The sequence below is a fragment of the Actinocrinis sp. genome, from assembly GCF_035938995.1.
GTDB lineage: Bacteria > Actinomycetota > Actinomycetes > Streptomycetales > Catenulisporaceae > DASZGI01.
This window is the reverse complement of the sequence record NZ_DASZGI010000226.1, coordinates 1-17,598: the sequence shown is the minus strand read 5'-3', so window position 1 is coordinate 17,598 and position 17,598 is coordinate 1. Positions and strand designations below refer to the sequence as shown.

The following is a 17,598-nucleotide window of genomic DNA, read 5'->3' as shown; positions in this document are numbered from 1 at the left end:
GGCAACGGCCAGTTGTCCAGGGCCGTGCGCAACACCGTCAGCCGATCGGCCCCCGCGCCACGCAGACCACCCCGAGTCATCTCGGCCCTCCTGCCAGGTATTCCAGCATCTCGCGCGCCCGGTGGAATTTGGTGCCCCGCTGTAACGAGCCACACCCACCCAGGGTTCAAACAAATTTCGCGATTTAGCCGTCGGCAGGAGCGCCCTGCTCACCCGCGGTGGGGTGCGTGCGGCAGGAACCTCTTCGCTCTGTACGGATGTGGCTACTCACTCAGCGCGAGCCTGGCCGGTCTGTCGGTGCCCCGGGCACGGTCGGCCGCAGACGTCACGGTGCGCGCAGGACGCCTCAGTGAAGTCGATCACCATGCTCGGAACATACGAGGCCGCACATAGCGAGCGCCTCAGAGCGCGTCAATGCCCCTGTGCGTCTCATCGCAGCATGCGGGTCAGCCAGATCACCGCCCCTTTGCCGTCCTCGTCGGGCACGACATGGCTGCGCTCGAATCCGAGCTTGTCGAGGACGCGTAAGGACGCCGTGTTCCAGGCGCGCACGGTTGACCACAAGCGTTCGCGTCCAGTCGCAGCGGCGGCGTCAACGACCGCGCGGGCCGCCTCGGTCGCATAGCCGTGGCCGTGGACGCGTCGAAACAGCTCATAGGCGATTTCGGGTTCGTCCAGCGACGCCCGACCGACGACCAGACCGCAGTATCCGATGAAGTCGCCCTCGGCCCGCCGTTCGACCGGCAGCAGGGCGATCCCGGTCTGCGCGGTCTTGAACAGCTGGTTCGCGATGCGCTCGCGGGCGATCTGTACCGAGAACGCTCCGTCGTCGCGTTCGGCGGTCAGGGCGCTGTAGGAAGGTGCGTCTGCCTCAACCCACGGACGCATCGTCAGCCGCTCGGTTTCCAGGTGCAGCGACATCGGCTCGTACATGTTCCCCCGTTCATACTTTCTGCGCCGTCAATGCTCCGGCGCAAGCAGCACGCCGCACCGGCCGCGGCGAGTTCCCACGCTACGGCTTGGCGGTGAGCTCGGGGTAGAGGGCGGCAGGGTCGGCGGAGAGCGCCATCTTGAACTGACGCGACACCTATGTCAGACAGCAGGTCACGATCCTCGACAACCGCGGCGTCTGCCAGCACGCCGGATACTGCACCGATCGGCTGGCCATCGTGTTCCGCACGAGCGAAGGGCTGATCGCCCCGCTGTCCCGTTCGTGCTCCCTCTCGCGATGACTGGTAACGAGAGGAATCACGAACGGGCGTGGCGGCGCGGTGCGGACGGCCATCGTCAGCGGGGCTTGCCGGCCTCGATCCACCGTTGGAAGGCGTCGACCCGCTCCGAGGGCCAAGCCCCGTCGCACGGCATGGATCCTTCCCGCACGCGGGCGAGAATGGCGTCGGCGTGCGCGGCCACGTCGTCGTATTCCCAGAGGTCGAAGGAGGACCGCATCGAGCGCCGGTCCCGGGACCTGAACAGGGTCTTGATGTGGTCCTCGAAGCGGATCTCCTGCCCGGCTTCCGGCAGCACGGGGGCGGGCTCCTCGTGTTCCTCGTGCGCATGCGGCGTTCCGCCGAGGGCGGAGATCCGGGATCCGGGCGGGCCGGCCGCGGTGCTCCAGTCCCAGCGCGGCATCGGCATCTTGGGCGGGGGCGTCGACCCGGTCTGTGAGTTCTCCACCGCCAGGCGTGAGCCCCATTCGATGTAGGAACTGAACGCCGAGCGGAACTCGGGGTCGTTGGGCAGCCCGGCCTCGCGGGCCGATCGGAGCAGCAGCGCCACCCAGCGGGTCCGGTGCTCCTCCGTCAACAGCTTGCCGAGATGCTGGGAGAGCATCCGCGGGTATCCGCCGTATTCGGAGCTGTACGCCTTCGGGCCGCAGAACACCTCGCCGAGCCATTTCGCCACGCGCTCGGGGTGGTCGGCGGACATGGTGGCGAACACCGGGGCGAGCAGCGGGTCCTGCGGCACGTGCTTCTCGTAGAACAGCCGGGTCATCCGGGTGAGCGCCGGAAGGCCGCCGGCCCACTCGAAGATCGTGGGCTCGTGGTCGGGTTCCGCGACGGGGTCGTGGAAGTCGACGTACCAGTGCATGCCGCTGCAGAACGGCTTGTTCCTGGACTGTCCGCATCGGCAGAGTGCGTAGTGCTCAAAGGAGGCGCCCTCGTTGCGGGGCACGTCGGCGCCCTCGGAGTCGACCAGCCGGATGCCGCCGGTGATGCGGTAGGGCCCGTCCTTGGTGACCTCGATCGCCGGCTCGCGTGACCCGTGGTAGTCGACGCTGTCGCGGGCCTCCTCGCCGTCTATGGCGTAGCTCAGCGCTCCGGACGGGCAGTCGCGCACCGCGCGGATGATCTCGTCCATGCGTCCGCCGCTGGGAGCGACGAACGGCTCTTCGCTCGTGCGGAACACGGTGGCCAGCCGATCGGTGCAGTATCCGGCGTGCTGGCAGACGCCGCGGTTGTCGAGGATCGTGACCTGCTGTCCGACGTAGGTGTCGCGGCGGTCCGGTACCCGGTTCGGATCCTTCGCGTCGTCGAATCCGTTGGTCGCGTGAGAACCGTCGCACAGGGGTTTGAGCTTGGAAGCGCCGCAGCGGCACAGGGCGAGTTGCGGCCGAAGCGGCCCGGGCTGTCCCAGGTAGTCCGTCAGGCGGGTGGCGTTGGTGACCAGATAGGGACCGTTGGCGACCAGTCGGATCCGAGACTCCAGCGCCGACTGCAACTGCTGAAACGCGGCCAACCGGTCGGCGGCGACCTCGGGAACGGCGCGGCTGAGTGCGAGGTCCTGAAGCGCGGCCGCGGCCTCGGCGAGCGCCATGTGGTCTGGATCTTCGGCGAAGAGGGCCGTCGCCGTGCGCGCCAACTCGAACAGCCCGTCGTCCAGCTCACCCGCCGCCCGACCTGTCTCAGGCTTCTGTGCTGCGGCCTCCGACGCGGCGCTCTCGGACGAAGCTGACGAGACTTCTAACAGCGGACGCAGCACGCTGTCGCGCAGCCGCGTGCGAACGTGCTGCGTCGACTCGTCGTCTGCACCCTCCAAGGCGGATGTCAGCGCGCGGACCGATCCCAGCAGGGCCGCGATCTTCGCGTAGAGGTCGGGTGATCTGCCGCTTGGTGCGATGGTCACGGGGATTTCCTCCGGGAAGCACTCAAGGGGGCACCCCTACCGGTCGCGCAACACGCTACTGCGAGCCCACCGGCTCGGGCGGTGTCGGTGACGCTCTCGACCGTCAACACAAGCCCCCGTGGATTGCGTAAACAATACAATCCAGTACTGTATTGGTATGCCTCCGAGAGCGTCAACCACGCCGCGCGGCCCGGGACGGGCCAGGGACCCGGAGATCGACGCGCGGGCGCTGGAGGTGGCGAACCGGCATCTGTCGACGCTCGGCTACGAGGCGATGTCGCTGGCCGCCGTCGCCCAGGAGGCGGGCACCACCCGCCAGGCGCTCTACCGCCGCTGGCCGGACAAGGCGAGCCTGGCCGCCGCGGCGCTCCAGGCCGCGGTCGACGCCGGACCCGCGACGACCTCCGAGGACCCGCTGGCCGACCTCGTCGCCGAACTGTCCGACTTCCAGCGCGGGGTGTCCCGGCCGGGTCGCCTTTCGCTGGTCGGCACGATGCTCCAGGACAGCACCGCGCCGGAGCTGCTCGCCCGCTACCGGAGTAAGGTCGTGGCCCCGCGCCGCCGCCGCATCCTGGCGATCCTGAAGCGGGCCCGGGAACTCGGCCTGATAGACCAGGACGCAGACCTCGAAGTCGCCGTCACGATGTGCACCGGCTCCTGGTACGGCCGGGCCCTGGCCGGCGCCGCTCCGCCGGAGAACTGGCCGGCCCGCACCGCCGCCCTGGTCTGGCGCGCCGTCGGCGGGCGGCGCGCCGGGTCCTGAGGCACCCGTGCCGCGTCGCAGTCATCTGCTGACGGGAGCCAAGAATCCGGCGCAGATCGGCGGCGCCCATCAGGTGTTTGACCGGATCGTCGGCTACGGCCCGGACCCGACGAACTGGACGACGAATGGGCGTAACGGCACGACGGAACGCCCGCGCACGGTGAATCGTTTGCGGGACGCTTTGCGCCTCCGCCATACCCGGTCAACTTCGAAGAGCCGTCATACATCGCGACTGCCGGGAGACGAATCAGGCGAGTAGTCGTCTGCCGAGTCGCCGGGTCGCGACGACCATCGCCGCGCTGCCGAAGGCGATGAGATAGAGGATCGCGATCAGGAGCGCGGCGGCGGGAAAGCGGCCGAGGGCCGGTTCCCGGATCAGCTCGATGCTCTGGTAGAGCGGGAGGGCTTCGATCAGGGGGCGCAGCCAGCCAGGGTACGTGGTGAGCGGGTAGAAGGTCGTGGCGAACAGGTACATCGGCAGCATCACCAGCTGGATCAGCTGGAAGTCGGAGAAGTCTCGAAGATACGTGGTCACCGCGAGGCCGGCCGCGGCGAAGGCGAAACCGACGAGGGCAGCGGCGGGAACGGCCAGCAGGATGCCGGGGGAGACGGCCAGCCCGAGCAGCGCTACTGCGGCGAGGAAGCCGGTCGACGTCAACAGGCCGTTGATGACCGCGCTGGCGACTTCGCCGACGGCGATATCCGTGGGAGTCATCGGCGTGGGAACGATCGCCTCGTAGGTCCGGTCCACCTTGATCCGGAGGAAGACCCCGAAGGTCGTCTGGTTGAACGCCGTGTTCATCACCGTGGTCGCCAGGATCGCCGGCGCGACGAACGCGGGGTAGCGCACGTTCACGCCCGGCACGGCGCCGACCAGCGTCCCGACGCCGAAGCCGATCGTCAGCAGGTACATCACCGGCTCGATCAGGCCGAAGGCGAGCGGCGTGATCGAGCGCCGGTAGATCATCATGTTGCGCTCGATCAGGGCGGATACGCGCCCGGCCGCCCAGGATGCGGTGCGGCCCACAGCCGGGCTGAGCGTCGTCGTGGTCATGCGTGCAACCTCCGGCGATAGGCGGTGCGGGCGAGAGCGAAGCCAAGCACGGCGAGGGCGCACAGGTATGCGGCGTGGGCCGCGGTGGCGCCGGTCCCGGCGGTGCCCAGAGCGAGCGAGCGGCACAGATCCACGCCTTGGGCCAGCGGCAGCGCGCCGATGAGGATGCGAAGTGGGCCGGGCAGCTGGGAGAGCGCGAAGAAGCTCCCGGAGAACATGTAGAGCGGCATGATGATCATCCGGAAGACGGTGTTGGTCTGGCGCTGGACCCGCACGCCGACCGCCCAGGCCGCTGTCGGCGCCGCAAACGCGAGCCCTGTCAGCGTCGCGGCGAGCAGCACAGCCAGCCCGCGCATGCCGGAGAGCAGCCCGAAGCCCAGCATGACGAGGACGAACGCGGCATTGGAGGTCAGGACGCGGAACGCGACGAAAAGCAGGTGACCGGCCATCACCTGCTCCGGATCCAGCGGTGTCGGAACAGCGTCCTGATAGGCGCCGGACGGGGCAGCCGCGGCGGCGATCCTGCCCGACGACTCCAGGAAGGCAGTCTGCATCGCCGCCGCCGCTAGCATCCCCGGCGCGAAGAACGCGGCGTAGGAGATCCCGGCCAGCTGCGTCGGCGCGTGCCGATCGACCAGATGGCCCAGGCCCGCGCCGATGCCGACGAGGAACAGCAACGGGTTGGCGACGCTGACGACGATCGTGCCGCGCCACGTGCGGCGGTAGCGAATGAACCAGTATTCGAAGACGCGCAGCATGACCCCACGGCCCTTCAGTCGATCAGCGAGCGGCCGGTCAGCTTGAGGAACACATCCTCGAGCGTCCCCCGGCGTACCAGCGCGGTCAGCGGGACCAGGCCCATCCCGTGCACGTCGGCCAGCGCGGCCTCGCCGTCGGCGGCGTAGACCAGCACTCGGTCGGGCAGCTGTTCGACGCGCGCGCCGATGTCCGATCCGTCGCCGCCCAGCGGCGAGTCGCGCAGCTTCGCGCCGGCCGCCTCGGCGATCTCGAGCGGGAAGCGCAGCTCGAGGACCTCGCGGGTGACGTGCGTCCGGATCAGCTCCTGCGGCGAGCCTTGGGCCACGATCGTGCCGTGGTCGATCACCATCAGCCGGTCACACAGCTGTTCGGCCTCGTCCATGTAGTGCGTGGTCAGCAGCAGCGTCACGCCGTCCTGCTTGAGCCGGTAGAGCCGGTCCCACAACACGTGCCTGGCCTGCGGGTCGAGCCCGGTAGTGGGCTCGTCGAGCAGCACCATGTCCGGGTTGTTGATCAGCGAGCGGGCGATGGTCAGCCGGCGCCGCATGCCGCCGGAAAGCGCCTCCACCGGACTGTCGGCCTTTTCGCGCAGCTGGGCGAAGTCGAGCAGTTCGTCGCTGCGGACCCGGATCGTGGCGCGCTTGAGCCTGAAGTAGCGGCCATAGACATAAAGGTTCTCACGCACCGTCAGCTCTCGGTCCAGGGCGTCGTCCTGGGGCACGACCCCGAGGCGCGCGCGAATCGCGGAGCCGTGCGTGTCCGGGTCCAACCCCAGGACCCGCAAAGTGCCCGCGGATCGGGGTGAGGTCGCCGCGATCATGCGCATCGTCGTCGACTTCCCGGCCCCGTTCGGCCCGAGGAACCCGAAGGCCTCGCCGCGGCGCAGCTCGAGATCGATCCCGTCGACGGCGCGGAACTCGGGGAGATCCGCACGCGCCGGGTAGATCTTCGTCAGGCCGACGGCCCGGACGAGAATCTCGTCCTCGGCCGGGTCCGTGTCGCCTCCTGACATCTACGGGGCCTCCGTTCGCTGCAGGTCGCGGTCAGGCGAGTGGATGACGGTTTCCGGCATCTTCGAGAAAGCTGATCACAAAAGATTGCAAGAAGACAACTTCTTTTGCGATCCGGGAACGCCGAAGAAGTCCGCAGAAAGTTGTTGGCCGACGCGGGTCGTCTGCCTCTTAGGTACAGACGACCTACGAGAGGGAGATCAACGATGTTCGAGCGGTTCGGACTGCGCGGTGCGGCGGGTATGGCGATGGTTTCGGCGGGGGCGGTGCTGGCGCTTGCCGGGTGCAACGCCACGACCTCGCAGAACGGTTCCGCTGGAGGGACCACGACGTCGGCGGCCGGTCAGGGCGGCGCGGCAGGCGGGACGACTGCGTCCCCGGTGGCTCAGGGCAACGGGCAGGGCTCGACGCCGGAGTGCACGCTCGGCGCCCTTGCCGTCAGTCTTGGGGACGCCCTCCCGCCGGGTGCTCCCGGGGTGTCGCAACGTCCGATCATCTTCAAGAACACCGGTTCGGCGGCGTGCTTCGTGGTCGGCTGGCCGGGCGTCGCGGCGCTGGACGCCGGCGGTGCGCAGATCTTCCAGGCGACGAGAGTCAACGCGAAGGGCCCGCAGGTCACGCTTCAGTCTGGGGACAGCGCATCCGCGATGCTTGCCACGATCGCGTTCCACGCGGTGCCGGGCTCGTCGCAGCCGCCGTGCCCGACCGTGCAGAACCTGCTGGTGACACCACCCGACGAGACGCACTCGACGCGGATCGCGTTCGGCGCGCCCGTCTGCGACCCGCCGACGGTCACGTCGCTGGCCCCCGGCGGCGGCGCCGCTCAAGCCGCGAGCCAGTTCGCCGCGGCCCGCCAGCAGTGGACGTCCGGGGCGACCGCAGTTTCCACGGAACAGGGTGCTTACTGGGCGCAGGCGGCATCGCTGCTCACCAGCGCGGTCAACGCGGGGGAGCCGGGCACCGCGGGCTTCGCGCAGGCGGCTCAGGAACTCACCCAGTTGGCCGCACTCCCGGACGCCGGACTGACCTCGGCGCAGCGCACGCAGGAGATCAACCTGGTGGCCGCGCTCAACACCTTCTTCAGCACACCCGGCCTGTACAGCTGACGGACGGCGCTCGCAGGCGTGCAGCCTAGCCGCAGGGAGTTGCCGGGGATGGACCGCTGGCTCGAAGCTCCCGGCAGCGTCACTCGTTGAAGGCTTGCTCCTGTCATTTGCTGCCGATGCTGAGCTTGAAGATGCTTGAACCTCGGATCGTCGCGGGCTTGGATGTGACCATGGAAATGTCACAGGAGCGCGATGACCTGCTGGCTATCGTGGCCGACCAGCGCAAGAACTTCCTCTGCACCGTCGACGGCATCACCGACAAGCAGGCCGTGGCCCGCACGACCGTCAGCGAGTTGACGCTCGGCGGCCTGGTCAAGCACCTCGGGCGTACACAGCGCACGTGGTTCGCGGTGATCGGCGGGACCGCGCCGGCCGAGTTCAAGATGTCCGATCTCGACCCCGACGTCTACCGGATGACCGAGTCGGAGACCTTGGCCGGCCTGCTCGACGCCTTCCAGGCAGCGGCGGCTGAGTTCGACCGGGTGGTTCGCGACGAGCCCGACCTCGACCGCCGGGTCACGCTCCCGCGCTATCCGTGGTCGCCGGACCAGACGGTCGTCTGGACGGTCCGCCACGTCCTGCTGCACGTCTTCCGGGAGATCGCGCACCACAGCGGTCACGCCGACATCATCCGCGAAGCACTGGATGGCGCCAGCACCACGGCACGTATGGCCGCAGCCCGCGGCTAAGGGGGAGTAGGCGCTCGGCCCGTGTCACGGTGCGGGCATCGGTGGAATTAGCGAGTTAATCCGAGTGCCTTCGCCGACGGGGGCCACGGGCATTGATCTATCCGGCTGCTTGCCTTGTGAAATGGGCGCGTACGGTCATGCCCGCTCGCCCGCGAGGCGCGCGGTTTCACCCTCGTCCGGGCTCGGAACAGGCTGATCGGGCAAGGCTTTCGCGGGCACCGTACCGCGGACGCTCGTGCCTTCTCCGAACGCTGACTCGATGTTCAGGGTTCCGCCGACCGCGGCGATGCGGTCGGCCATGTTCTGCATGCCGCTACCGGTCGAGGCGGCGGCGTCGAAGCCGGGACCGTCGTCGGCGACCGTGAAGCTCAGCGCGGCGGTGTCGGCGTTGATGCGGAGCGCGGCGTTGACCGTTGCGGCGGGGCAGTGCTTCGCCGCGTTCTGAATCGCCTCCGCGCAGCAGAAGTACACCGCAGCCTCGATCTCGGGGGCGAAGCGGGCGTCGGCGGTCTCGTCGTCGATGCGGAATGCGGCGTCGGTGCCAAGCGATTCGGCCAGCTCGCGCAGCGCCCGGCCGATGCCGCGCTCGCCGAGGGCGGCGGGGGCCAGACCGCGCAGGGTCTGGCGCAGGCCGACGGATGCGTCGTCGATCTGGTCGCGCAGGCGGGTGAGGGCTTCGCGGGCCTTCGGGTTGCCGGACGCTGAAAGGTATGTGGCGAGGCCCAGGGAGAGGCGTACGGCGGTGAGCGCGGGTTGCGCGCCGTCGTGAAGGTTCCGTTCCAGTTCGCGCCGCTCGCTGTCCTGCGCCGCGACGATGCGCCACCGCGACGCCCGGATCTCGGCCGCGTGCCGCTCCGTGACCCGCAGCTTGTTTTCGAGCTCGATCGCCAGCCCTGCGTTGTGCATGACGACGGCGGCGGCGCGGGTGAGGTGGTCCAGCAGCGCGCTGCGGTCCGCGCCGGACCAGCGTCCGGACGCCTCAGGGATCGCAAGCGCGCCGACTGGAGTTCCCTGATAAGCGACCGGAATCTCGCGCCGGACGGTGGATTTCTGGACGGTGGACTCGTCGGTCGGGGCGTCGGTGGGCCATGCGTACGTCGCGCGGGTGCCGTCCTCGAGATCGAGGTAGACGACCGCGAATCCCGTGCGCAAGCCCTCTGCGGCGATGCGTGCGAGGGAGAGCAGCGATTCCGCGCTGCCGCTGGTTTGGGAGAGCGCTGAGACCTGGGCGAGCACGTCGTACGGTGCGACGCGGCGACCGTAGACGAGGCGGTCGGCCCACCGCTCGAGTCCGGTCCGCAGCGGGTGGAACGCGAGTGCGACAAGTCCGGCCGCGGCGACCTGGGGCGGGGCGAGCCAGTCGGAGTCGAGGCCGAACCATGCGTCGACTCGCACGACGAGGAACACGTACGCGCCGCCCGCGATTGCCACCAGGCCGCCATAGACCAGCGCCCGATTGAGCAGCTGCTCAATGGCACCGAGGCGGAATCGCATCATCGCGACGAGCACGGAGCACGGAAGCGCCAGGGAGACGATGCGGAAGATCCAGAAGGCCACCACCTGGGTGCCGATGCCGCCGACGCCGGGCAGGCTGCCGGTGAGGCCTGGCATTCCGATGCTGATTCCCGGCACGTCACGCGGCAGCCCGGGAGTCTGCAGGGCCTGCGTCGACAACGCGATCACCGAGATCAGTACCGCCGCCGCGCATGCGATGCCCAGCGCCCAGAGCAGAATCCTGGACTGTTCGCGCACCTCGGTCGTGGCGGCGCGGGAGAACCGGCTCCACTGCGCCACGCCGGCCTCGAGCGGGATCAGTAGGCCGAAGAAGAGCACGAAGGTGAGGGTGTGCGGGTACTGAGCAGTGAGAGTGGCGAAGAGGGCTGCGACGGCGAGGGCGGGTGCGAGCAGGAGCGCTCGGGCGGTCGCGGTGCGGTGCGCGAACTGGGGGAGGGTGCCGGTCGGGAAGAGCAGGAGGGCGACGACGTAGGCCGTACCGCCGACGCCGTGCAGGAGGGCGGTGCTCCAGCCGTCGGTCTGCACTCCTGTCGCCACGGCCACGGCTTGAACCGTGGTGTGCGCTTGCAGGTTGAATGCGGCGGCAGTTCCGGCCAGACCGATCGCCAGAAGCCGTATGGTCCACTCGCGCGGCGCGAGTCGGAACAGCGCCGCCGCGATGAGGAGGTTCGCCGCGCTGTAGATGTAGTCGAGGATGACGCTGGTAGTCGGGTAGCTGTGGGCGGCCGCGGCGATCAGGCCTTTGCCGATCGAGATCCAGGCGGAGCCGTGTCGCCCGCCAGCCGCCGCCAGAGCCCACGCGTGCCACGATGTGGTGAGCGCCGTAAGGGCGACAGCCAGTCCGATCAGCAGCCAGGCGCAGACGATCGCAGCGTAGAGCGCGGTGAACAGGTACCACGCGGCGGCTCCGATGCGGCGGCTGTTCATGATGCGTCCGCTTCAGGGGATTTCACGGGAACCGTGAGCTCGTAGCGTGGACCGTTCTGGCTTTCGGTCACGTCGAGCTCGCCCTCCAGCGCCTCCACGCGGTCACGCAGGACGTCAGGGATCGACGGCTCATCGGAGCCCGCAGTGTCGACAAGGATCGCAGTGTCGAGAAGGACAACGGAGAGCGTGTCGGCGTCGGTGTCGAAGTCGACGTGCACCTCAAGGGGCTGATCGGTAGCGGGCTGACCGGAATCAGGCGTCGATCCGACGAGTGCGGCGACGCAGAAGTACACGCCCGCCTCGATGCGCGGCGCGACCCTCGGCAGGTCGCGCGCGGTGAAGACGGTGCGGCGGGGGAGGTCCGCGAGCAGGTTGTCCAGCGCCGCGGCCAGACCGTGGTCGGTGAGGACCGCGGGATAGACGCCGTGCACGATCTTGCGGAAGTCGCCGATGGCCGCGTCGATCAGGGCGGTCATCTCGGCGAGCGTCTGCTTTTGGGAATCGCCCGGATCGGCGTCGGCGTCGGCGTCGGTTTTGGTGTCAGTGTCCGGATCGGCGTCGAGCAGCGAGGACGCCATGGCCGAGCACTGATACAGCGGCTCGCCGACCCGCGTCCGGATCTCCCGGCCGAGTTGCTCCCTGGCCGCGTCGCGGGCTGCCACGACCCGCCGCCGGGACAGGTCCAGCAGCGCGGCCTGCTCGGACTCGCGCCACACCTCGTCGGCCAGCCGGGCGGTGAGCTCGGCGTTGCGCAGCAGCAGCCCGGCGGCGTTCGCCGCGTCAGCGGCCAACCGCAGGTCGCGCGGCGTCAGTGCCCGGGTGGGCGGAGCGCTGAGGGTCAGTGCACCGAGCCGGGTGTCCCCGTCGAACACGGGGATGTCGCAGTCGGCAAGCTGGTGATCGGGGAGCGGGGCGGTCAGCGGATCGTCGTCGGGCCAGCGGCCGACAAGCCGCAAGCCGCCCGCGGGCTCGGCGAGCCACACGGCCGCGTCGCGGGCGCCGGTGCCGGCCGCCGTGAGCTGGGCGAGGCGGCGCAGCGCGCTCTCGGCCGGCTCGGCGGCCGAAGCGCTGACGGCGAAGGAGGCGAGGGCGGCGTAGGGGTCTGCGGCGCCCGACGGCCACAGCCGGGCCAGCAGACGGCGCGCAAGCCTGCGGACCGGTGTCAGGCCGATCCCCGAGATCGTGGCGGCCGCGATCCACATCGGCAGGATCCAGTCGTCGGTCGCGGTGGGCCACAGCGCGATCCCGCCCCGCACGACGAGCTCGTACACGCCGACCACGAAGGCCGCGGCGCAGAGCACCTCGGCCAGAGTGCGTACGATCGGGTAGACACCGGGTCGCGCGAGCGCGAGCCGGGCGCGGTACGTGCTCGACCTAGTCGGCATCGTGCTCATCCTTCCGGCTCGTCGTTCGGGCGCCGGCGGGGCCCGGCTCGACACGACACGGCCGTGTCGACGACGTGGCGCGTCGGCGGACCGATGGGCCTTGGATACCATGTGCGACCGGGGGGTGGGGAGACAGATGGCGATCCGGGTCGTCCTCGCCGAGGACAACTACCTGCTGCGGGCTGGGACCGCGGCGCTGCTTCAGGCGCTCGACGACGTCGAACTGCTGGCCGCGGTGGCCGACCGGGACGAGCTGCTCGCGGCGGTCGAGGAGCACCGCCCGGACGTGGTGATCACCGACATCCGGATGCCGCCCGACCACTCGACCGAGGGCCTGGCCGCGGCCGCGGTGATCCGCGAGCGCCACCCGGGCACCGGAGTGATCCTGCTGACCCAATTCGCCGACCCCCAATACGCCTACGAGTTCCTGCGCTCCGGCGCGTCCGGAGCCGGCTACCTGCTCAAGGAGCGCATCGGCGACATCGCCGAGCTCCACCGCTCCCTGCACCAGGTGGCCGCCGGCGGATCCGCCCTCGACCCGCAGCTGGTCGAGGCACTCGTCACACGCGGTGAGCGGACCGACGGTTCACCGCTGGCCGCGCTGACCCGCCGCGAGCGCGAGGTCCTCGAACAGATGGCCCAGGGCAAGAACAACGCCACGATCGCGAAGGCGCTGTTCCTGACCGAGCGCGCGGTACAGAAGCACATCAATACGCTGTTCGCGAAGCTCGGGCTCGGGGACAACACCGACCTCGACCGACGCGTGGCCGCGGTGCTCACCCTGCTCGACTCCAGATCTCAGCAGCCCTGAGGGGCCCCTGGGAAGGGTTCAGGCCCGCCCCTCCCCGCGCCCGACCGCGAAGGTCCAAGGGGGTGCAGGCACACCCCCGGATCGGCGTGCCTGCATGATCGTCTCTCCCCCCGGCGCCCGGCATTCTCGAGAGCGCAATCGGAATTCGGTGCCGACGGGACGAACCGGACGGCCCAGACCTCGGCTTTGGGGGACCACGTGAGGAAGACATTTGCGTACGTCGCAGCGGTGGCGGTGGTGGGCGCCGCCGCGGCCTGCACGCCGAACACGACGGGCCTCGCCTCGTCGACCGGACACGGGAGCGCGAAGGGCGGCGCGCCGTCGCAGGGCTCTTCCGCGACCGCGTCCACGTCGTCGACGTCGGGCGCTATGGACCAGGGCGCGTCGAACGGCATGCAGGGCATGAACGCCGACACCGCCTCGTACGTGCAGCCGTCCTCGTACTCGTTCCGCACCGTGAACAACGCGGCCGACCCGACCTTCAACCAGCTGCTCGGCATCGACAACGACGGCGTGATCGCCGGCTACTTCGGCTCTGGGGCGCAGGGCCACCCGAACAAGGGCTATCGCGTGGCGGGCGGGGCGTCGAGCTTCGTGAACGAGAACGTGCCGAACTCGGTGCAGACGCAGGTCACCGCGATCAACAACCGCGGGGTCACGGTCGGCTTCTCGTCCACCATGAACAACGCGAACCAGGTCAACGACAACACCGGGTTCGTCGACCTCGGTGGCTCGTTCCGCCCGGTCGCCTTCCCGACCCAGAACAACGCGAACCCGGCCGTCAACCAGCTGCTCGGAGTCAACGACTCGGACGTCGCGGTCGGCTTCTACACCGACGGCGCCGGCAACAACCACGGGTACGAATACAACATCGACCGCCGCACCTTCCACACGGTCACGGTCTCCGGCGCGACCAGCAGCACCGCGGCCGCGATCAACGACCGCGGCGACGTCGCGGGCTTCGAGACCAACGCGGCCGGAGCCGTCGAGGCATTCCTGCTCACCGAGGACGGCAAGCTGACCGCCCTGGCCTACCCGGGTGCCGCGATGACGCAAGCCTTCGGGGTCAACGACCACCGCGAGGTGGTGGGTGCCTACCAGGTCGGCAGCGGCAACAACGCCCAGACGCACGGCTTCACCTGGACGGCGAAGGGCGGGTTCAAGACGGTCGACGACCCGAACGGCGCCGGGACCACCACGGTCAACGGTGTGAACGACGAGGGCGTCCTGGTCGGCTTCTACGTCGACGGCAACGGGAACACCGACGGCATGCTGGCGACCCCGGGCCGCTCGGTGACCACCGAGCACCTGAACCTGTCCGCGATGCCGACCGGCACGGTCACGGTGAGCGGTGGTGCGGAGGGGACGCTCACCGCTCAGGTGAACGTGTTCGGCCTCACGCCGGGCTCCGCGCACACCGTGGAGATCACGGCACCGGGGCACAGCTCCCCGGTGGCGACCTTCACCGCCCCGCTGACCGCCGACGCGACCGGCCGCGCCGACACGACGCTGACCGCGACCGGCCCGACCGGCGAGCTGCCGGAGGGGAGCAAGCTCGTCATCCTGCTCGGCCAGCCCGCCCCGGACTCCACGAACCCGGCCTCTACGAACCAGGCCTCCGCGAACACCGCGCCGACGAACGCGGCGCTCGCCGCCGAGCCGATCGCGAAGAGCGACCAACTGCCCTCGCAGCCGCACGGCTTCAAGTCCGAGCTGTCGGCGGTGGACGTGAACACCGACGGCACCAGCGCGGGCGAGCTGTCCGGCCGGGCCACGGTCAGCTACGACTCGGCCGCCCAGACCATCACCGTGACGCTCGACGCGACCGGCCTGACCCCGGGCGCCCACGCTGCGCACATCCACGCCGGAAGCTGCCAGAGCCAGGGCGGGGTGCTCTACATGCTGATGGACTTCCAGGCGGACGCGCACGGGAACGTGGCGGACCAGACCCGCACGGTCACCGGGGTCCAGCCCATGCCGGCCAGCGGCACCTGGTACCTGAACCTGCACCTGGGCACCAGCGGCAACATCGTCGCGAACGGCGCGCCGACGCTGAACTTCCGGCCGCTGCTGTGCGCGAACGGCTGAGCGCCTGAGCGGCTGACCGACGACAGCCAGGCACAACGAACTGCGAGCCGCACGGACCGGTCGGGAAAACCCGGCCGGTCCGTCCGCCGTTTCACGCCCGCTTCGCACCGATGACGGGGTCCTCGCCCGAGTGAATCAACCATCGATCATGACTGACCGGCGACCGGACTGAGCGACGGGTGACCCAACCGAAGCAAGTCCGATAAACGAGCCCGACAGCCTAGCCGCCGTTCACGTCACGCCCCCGTCGCTTCAAGAGTGGTGTCGCCGCCGGGCACGCGCCCGTTAACCGTGTGATGAAGACGGTGAAGGTCCCGGATCCCGCGCCGGATCTGGGACCTTCACCATGTTCAAACCAGGCGGGTGAAGCGCACCGTGACCTTCGGCACGCTGCCCGGGGCGCCGTGGTAGATCCCCTTGTGCGGAAGGACGTCGGCGTAGTCGCGGCCGTGGCCGACCACCACGTGCCGCACGCCGGGCACGGTGCGGTTGGTCGCGTCGAGCCCGTGCCAGCCGCCCGCCCAGTACTCGACCCAGGCGTGGCTCTGGCCCTCGGCGCTCGCTCCGGGCTCGGCCTGCGGATCGGGGAAGAGGTAGCCGGAGACGTATCGGGCCGGTAGGCCGACGCAGCGCATGAGGGCGATCGTCATGTGCGAGAAGTCCTGGCAGACCCCCTCGCCCTGATCCCAGGACTCCTGGGCGTTGGTGTGCACGCCGGTCGCCCCGGGCACGTACGCCACGCTCTCGTGCACCCAGGCCGCGATCGCGTCCGCGGCCTCGTGCGGATCGGCCCCGTGTGTGCGCTCGCCGGCCCGCCGCTCCAGCTCCGGGGTGATCTCGGTGCGGTCGGTCGGAGCGGTGAACTCGGCCAGTTCCGCCGAAGCGGCCGCCCGCGCGACCGTCGTCCAGTCGCAGGGCGGACGGGTGGAGGCGTCGGGGGCCTGCTCCGAGCCGCTGGTCTCTACGGTGCTCACGGCGCGGATAGTCAGGGTGCTGTGCGGCTCTTGCAGGTCGAAGCAGGTGACCCGGGTGCCCCAGTAGTCGGTGTACTCCCACAGGGTCGTCCGCGGGTGCAGCTCGACGTAGTGATTCAGCGTCGTCTGCCCGGCGGTGCTCAGCGGCGTCATCCGCAGCTCGTTGTAGGAGGCGCGGGCGGTGCCGTCGTAGTCGACCACCGTCTCGTGCTGGATCGCCAGCCGCCAGGAGCTCGTCTCGGCCACGGCTTCAGTCCGTCCTCTCGTTGAGCCAGGTGACCGGCGCGCCGTACTGGAAGTACTCCTCGGCGATCTGGGCGGTCGCCGCCACGCACGCCTCCTGTAGTTCCTTGAGCACCCCGGGCAGCTGCGCCACCAGGTGCTCGGCGTCGACGTACTCGAGCATCGTGCGGGCCCGGCCGATCACCCGGCGGGCGGAGGGGGCGATCACGTGCACGCCTCTCGCGCGCAGCGTCTGCGGCGCACCGCTCAGCTGGCCCAGGCACTGCTCGGCCGCGCCCAGCGCGAACACAATCGAGCGCGGGAAATCGGGCTCCAGCACCAGGAAGCGGGCCGCCGACTCGGACGGGTCGCTCACCCAGCCCTCCATCCGCCGGTACGGCTCGTCGGCGCCGGTCGCCCGCAGCAGCGTCGGCCAGTCCGGCGCGTACTGCGAGGCCAGCACCCGGACCGAGAGCAGCCGGGCGGTCATGTCCACCCGCTCCAGGTTGCGGCCGAGGGTCAGAAATAGCCAGCCGTCGTCCCGGCTCATCGTGGAGTCGGCGAGCCCGGAGAACAGTGCCGCCCGTTCGCGCACGTACCGGAGAAAGGCGTATGGTCCTACCCGGCCGGCCACACGGCTCTGCGCTGGAAGACTGTTGCGGGTCGCGTTCAGGCACTCGAAGGTCTCGGTGGAGATCACCTCGCGCACGCCGCGCGCGTTGTCGTGCCCGGCCCGCCAGGCGCCGGCCACCGAGCTGGGATTGTCCACGTCGAAGCCGAGCCGGGCCATCACGGTCTGGGCGTCGCAGGACTCGAGGTCCGCCGAGCCGCCCGGCGCCGTCGAATCCGAGACGGCTGAATCGGACGCGGTTGAGCCTGACGCGGTTGAGCCTGACGCGGTTGAATTTGGCGCTGTCGAAGCTGACGCCGCCGAATCCGACACCGCGACCCCGAGGATCGCGAACAGGGTGCGGCAGGCGGCTTCCTCGTCCGTGGTCGGATCGTCCAGGAGGCGGTGCATGAAGGCATCGAGGATGCGCGCGGTGTCGTCCGCGCGTTCGATGTAGCGGCCGAGCCAGAACAGGGCCTCGGCGATACGGCTGAGCATGGCGGCTGCCTCCCTTCTCTACTGCTGTTGCTGCTGCTCGGTGGCGGGGCCGGTCTGCCGG

15 protein-coding genes are annotated in these 17,598 nt (G+C 69.9%); 6 read left to right on the top strand and 9 right to left on the bottom strand.

Features of this window, described 5'->3' with window-relative positions; genetic code table 11:
• Nucleotides 1-429 precede the first annotated feature (429 nt).
• The gene (locus VGZ32_RS16235; protein WP_326886886.1) at nucleotides 430-933 is read right to left on the bottom strand and encodes a GNAT family N-acetyltransferase; all 504 of its coding nucleotides are present in this window, start codon (nucleotides 931-933) and stop codon (nucleotides 430-432) included.
• A 176-nt stretch (nucleotides 934-1,109) separates the two neighbouring features.
• Here VGZ32_RS16235 and VGZ32_RS28735 point away from each other — a divergent pair, with 176 nt between their 5' ends.
• On the top strand, nucleotides 1,110-1,232 hold the full coding sequence (locus VGZ32_RS28735; RefSeq protein WP_414642553.1) for a hypothetical protein: 123 nt from the start codon (nucleotides 1,110-1,112) through the stop codon (nucleotides 1,230-1,232).
• A 55-nt stretch (nucleotides 1,233-1,287) separates the two neighbouring features.
• On the opposite strand, the gene VGZ32_RS16230 is transcribed toward VGZ32_RS28735, so the two are convergent.
• Nucleotides 1,288-3,126 (bottom strand): CDGSH iron-sulfur domain-containing protein, encoded by a 1,839-nt coding sequence (locus VGZ32_RS16230; protein ID WP_326886885.1) that lies wholly within the window; start codon nucleotides 3,124-3,126, stop codon nucleotides 1,288-1,290.
• A gap of 157 nt (nucleotides 3,127-3,283) precedes the next feature.
• Between VGZ32_RS16230 and VGZ32_RS16225 the strand changes: the two genes are divergently transcribed.
• Nucleotides 3,284-3,889: a TetR/AcrR family transcriptional regulator gene (locus VGZ32_RS16225; protein WP_326886884.1), complete on the top strand. Its 606-nt coding sequence runs from the start codon at nucleotides 3,284-3,286 to the stop codon at nucleotides 3,887-3,889.
• A 247-nt stretch (nucleotides 3,890-4,136) separates the two neighbouring features.
• Here the strand turns inward: VGZ32_RS16225 and VGZ32_RS16220 are convergent, their stop codons facing one another.
• The 3 genes from VGZ32_RS16220 to VGZ32_RS16210 are packed head-to-tail and all read right to left on the bottom strand — an operon-like array spanning nucleotide 4,137 to nucleotide 6,714.
• Entirely contained in the window at nucleotides 4,137-4,943 is an 807-nt protein-coding gene (locus VGZ32_RS16220; RefSeq protein WP_326886883.1) for an ABC transporter permease, read from the bottom strand.
• Nucleotides 4,940-5,701: an ABC transporter permease gene (locus tag VGZ32_RS16215; RefSeq protein ID WP_326886882.1), complete on the bottom strand. Its 762-nt coding sequence runs from the start codon at nucleotides 5,699-5,701 to the stop codon at nucleotides 4,940-4,942. The genes VGZ32_RS16220 and VGZ32_RS16215 overlap by 4 nt, the downstream gene beginning before the upstream one ends.
• A gap of 14 nt (nucleotides 5,702-5,715) precedes the next feature.
• The gene (locus VGZ32_RS16210; RefSeq protein WP_326886881.1) at nucleotides 5,716-6,714 is read right to left on the bottom strand and encodes an ABC transporter ATP-binding protein; all 999 of its coding nucleotides are present in this window, start codon (nucleotides 6,712-6,714) and stop codon (nucleotides 5,716-5,718) included.
• 204 nt (nucleotides 6,715-6,918) lie between these two features.
• Here VGZ32_RS16210 and VGZ32_RS16205 point away from each other — a divergent pair, with 204 nt between their 5' ends.
• Nucleotides 6,919-7,818, top strand: coding sequence for a DUF4232 domain-containing protein (locus tag VGZ32_RS16205; RefSeq protein WP_326886880.1), 900 nt, complete (start codon nucleotides 6,919-6,921; stop codon nucleotides 7,816-7,818).
• A gap of 170 nt (nucleotides 7,819-7,988) precedes the next feature.
• Nucleotides 7,989-8,507 (top strand): DinB family protein, encoded by a 519-nt coding sequence (locus VGZ32_RS16200; RefSeq protein ID WP_326886879.1) that lies wholly within the window; start codon nucleotides 7,989-7,991, stop codon nucleotides 8,505-8,507.
• Nucleotides 8,508-8,642: 135 nt separating this feature from the next.
• Here VGZ32_RS16200 and VGZ32_RS16195 read toward each other — a convergent pair whose 3' ends face one another.
• Together VGZ32_RS16195 and VGZ32_RS16190 are read right to left on the bottom strand one after the other, a co-directional pair.
• Complete coding sequence (locus VGZ32_RS16195) at nucleotides 8,643-10,949, bottom strand: sensor histidine kinase (RefSeq protein WP_326886878.1); 2,307 nt, start codon at nucleotides 10,947-10,949, stop codon at nucleotides 8,643-8,645.
• The gene (locus VGZ32_RS16190; RefSeq protein WP_326886877.1) at nucleotides 10,946-12,334 is read right to left on the bottom strand and encodes a hypothetical protein; all 1,389 of its coding nucleotides are present in this window, start codon (nucleotides 12,332-12,334) and stop codon (nucleotides 10,946-10,948) included. The genes VGZ32_RS16195 and VGZ32_RS16190 overlap by 4 nt, the downstream gene beginning before the upstream one ends.
• 136 nt (nucleotides 12,335-12,470) lie before the next feature.
• Here VGZ32_RS16190 and VGZ32_RS16185 point away from each other — a divergent pair, with 136 nt between their 5' ends.
• On the top strand, nucleotides 12,471-13,145 hold the full coding sequence (locus tag VGZ32_RS16185; protein WP_326886876.1) for a response regulator transcription factor: 675 nt from the start codon (nucleotides 12,471-12,473) through the stop codon (nucleotides 13,143-13,145).
• 198 nt (nucleotides 13,146-13,343) lie between these two features.
• Nucleotides 13,344-15,233, top strand: coding sequence for a CHRD domain-containing protein (locus tag VGZ32_RS16180; RefSeq protein WP_326886875.1), 1,890 nt, complete (start codon nucleotides 13,344-13,346; stop codon nucleotides 15,231-15,233).
• Between the two features lie 350 nt (nucleotides 15,234-15,583).
• Here VGZ32_RS16180 and VGZ32_RS16175 read toward each other — a convergent pair whose 3' ends face one another.
• Nucleotides 15,584-16,453 (bottom strand): transglutaminase family protein, encoded by an 870-nt coding sequence (locus VGZ32_RS16175; RefSeq protein WP_326886874.1) that lies wholly within the window; start codon nucleotides 16,451-16,453, stop codon nucleotides 15,584-15,586.
• Nucleotides 16,454-16,457: 4 nt separating this feature from the next.
• Nucleotides 16,458-17,537, bottom strand: coding sequence for an alpha-E domain-containing protein (locus VGZ32_RS16170; RefSeq protein ID WP_326886873.1), 1,080 nt, complete (start codon nucleotides 17,535-17,537; stop codon nucleotides 16,458-16,460).
• Nucleotides 17,538-17,598 lie beyond the last annotated feature (61 nt).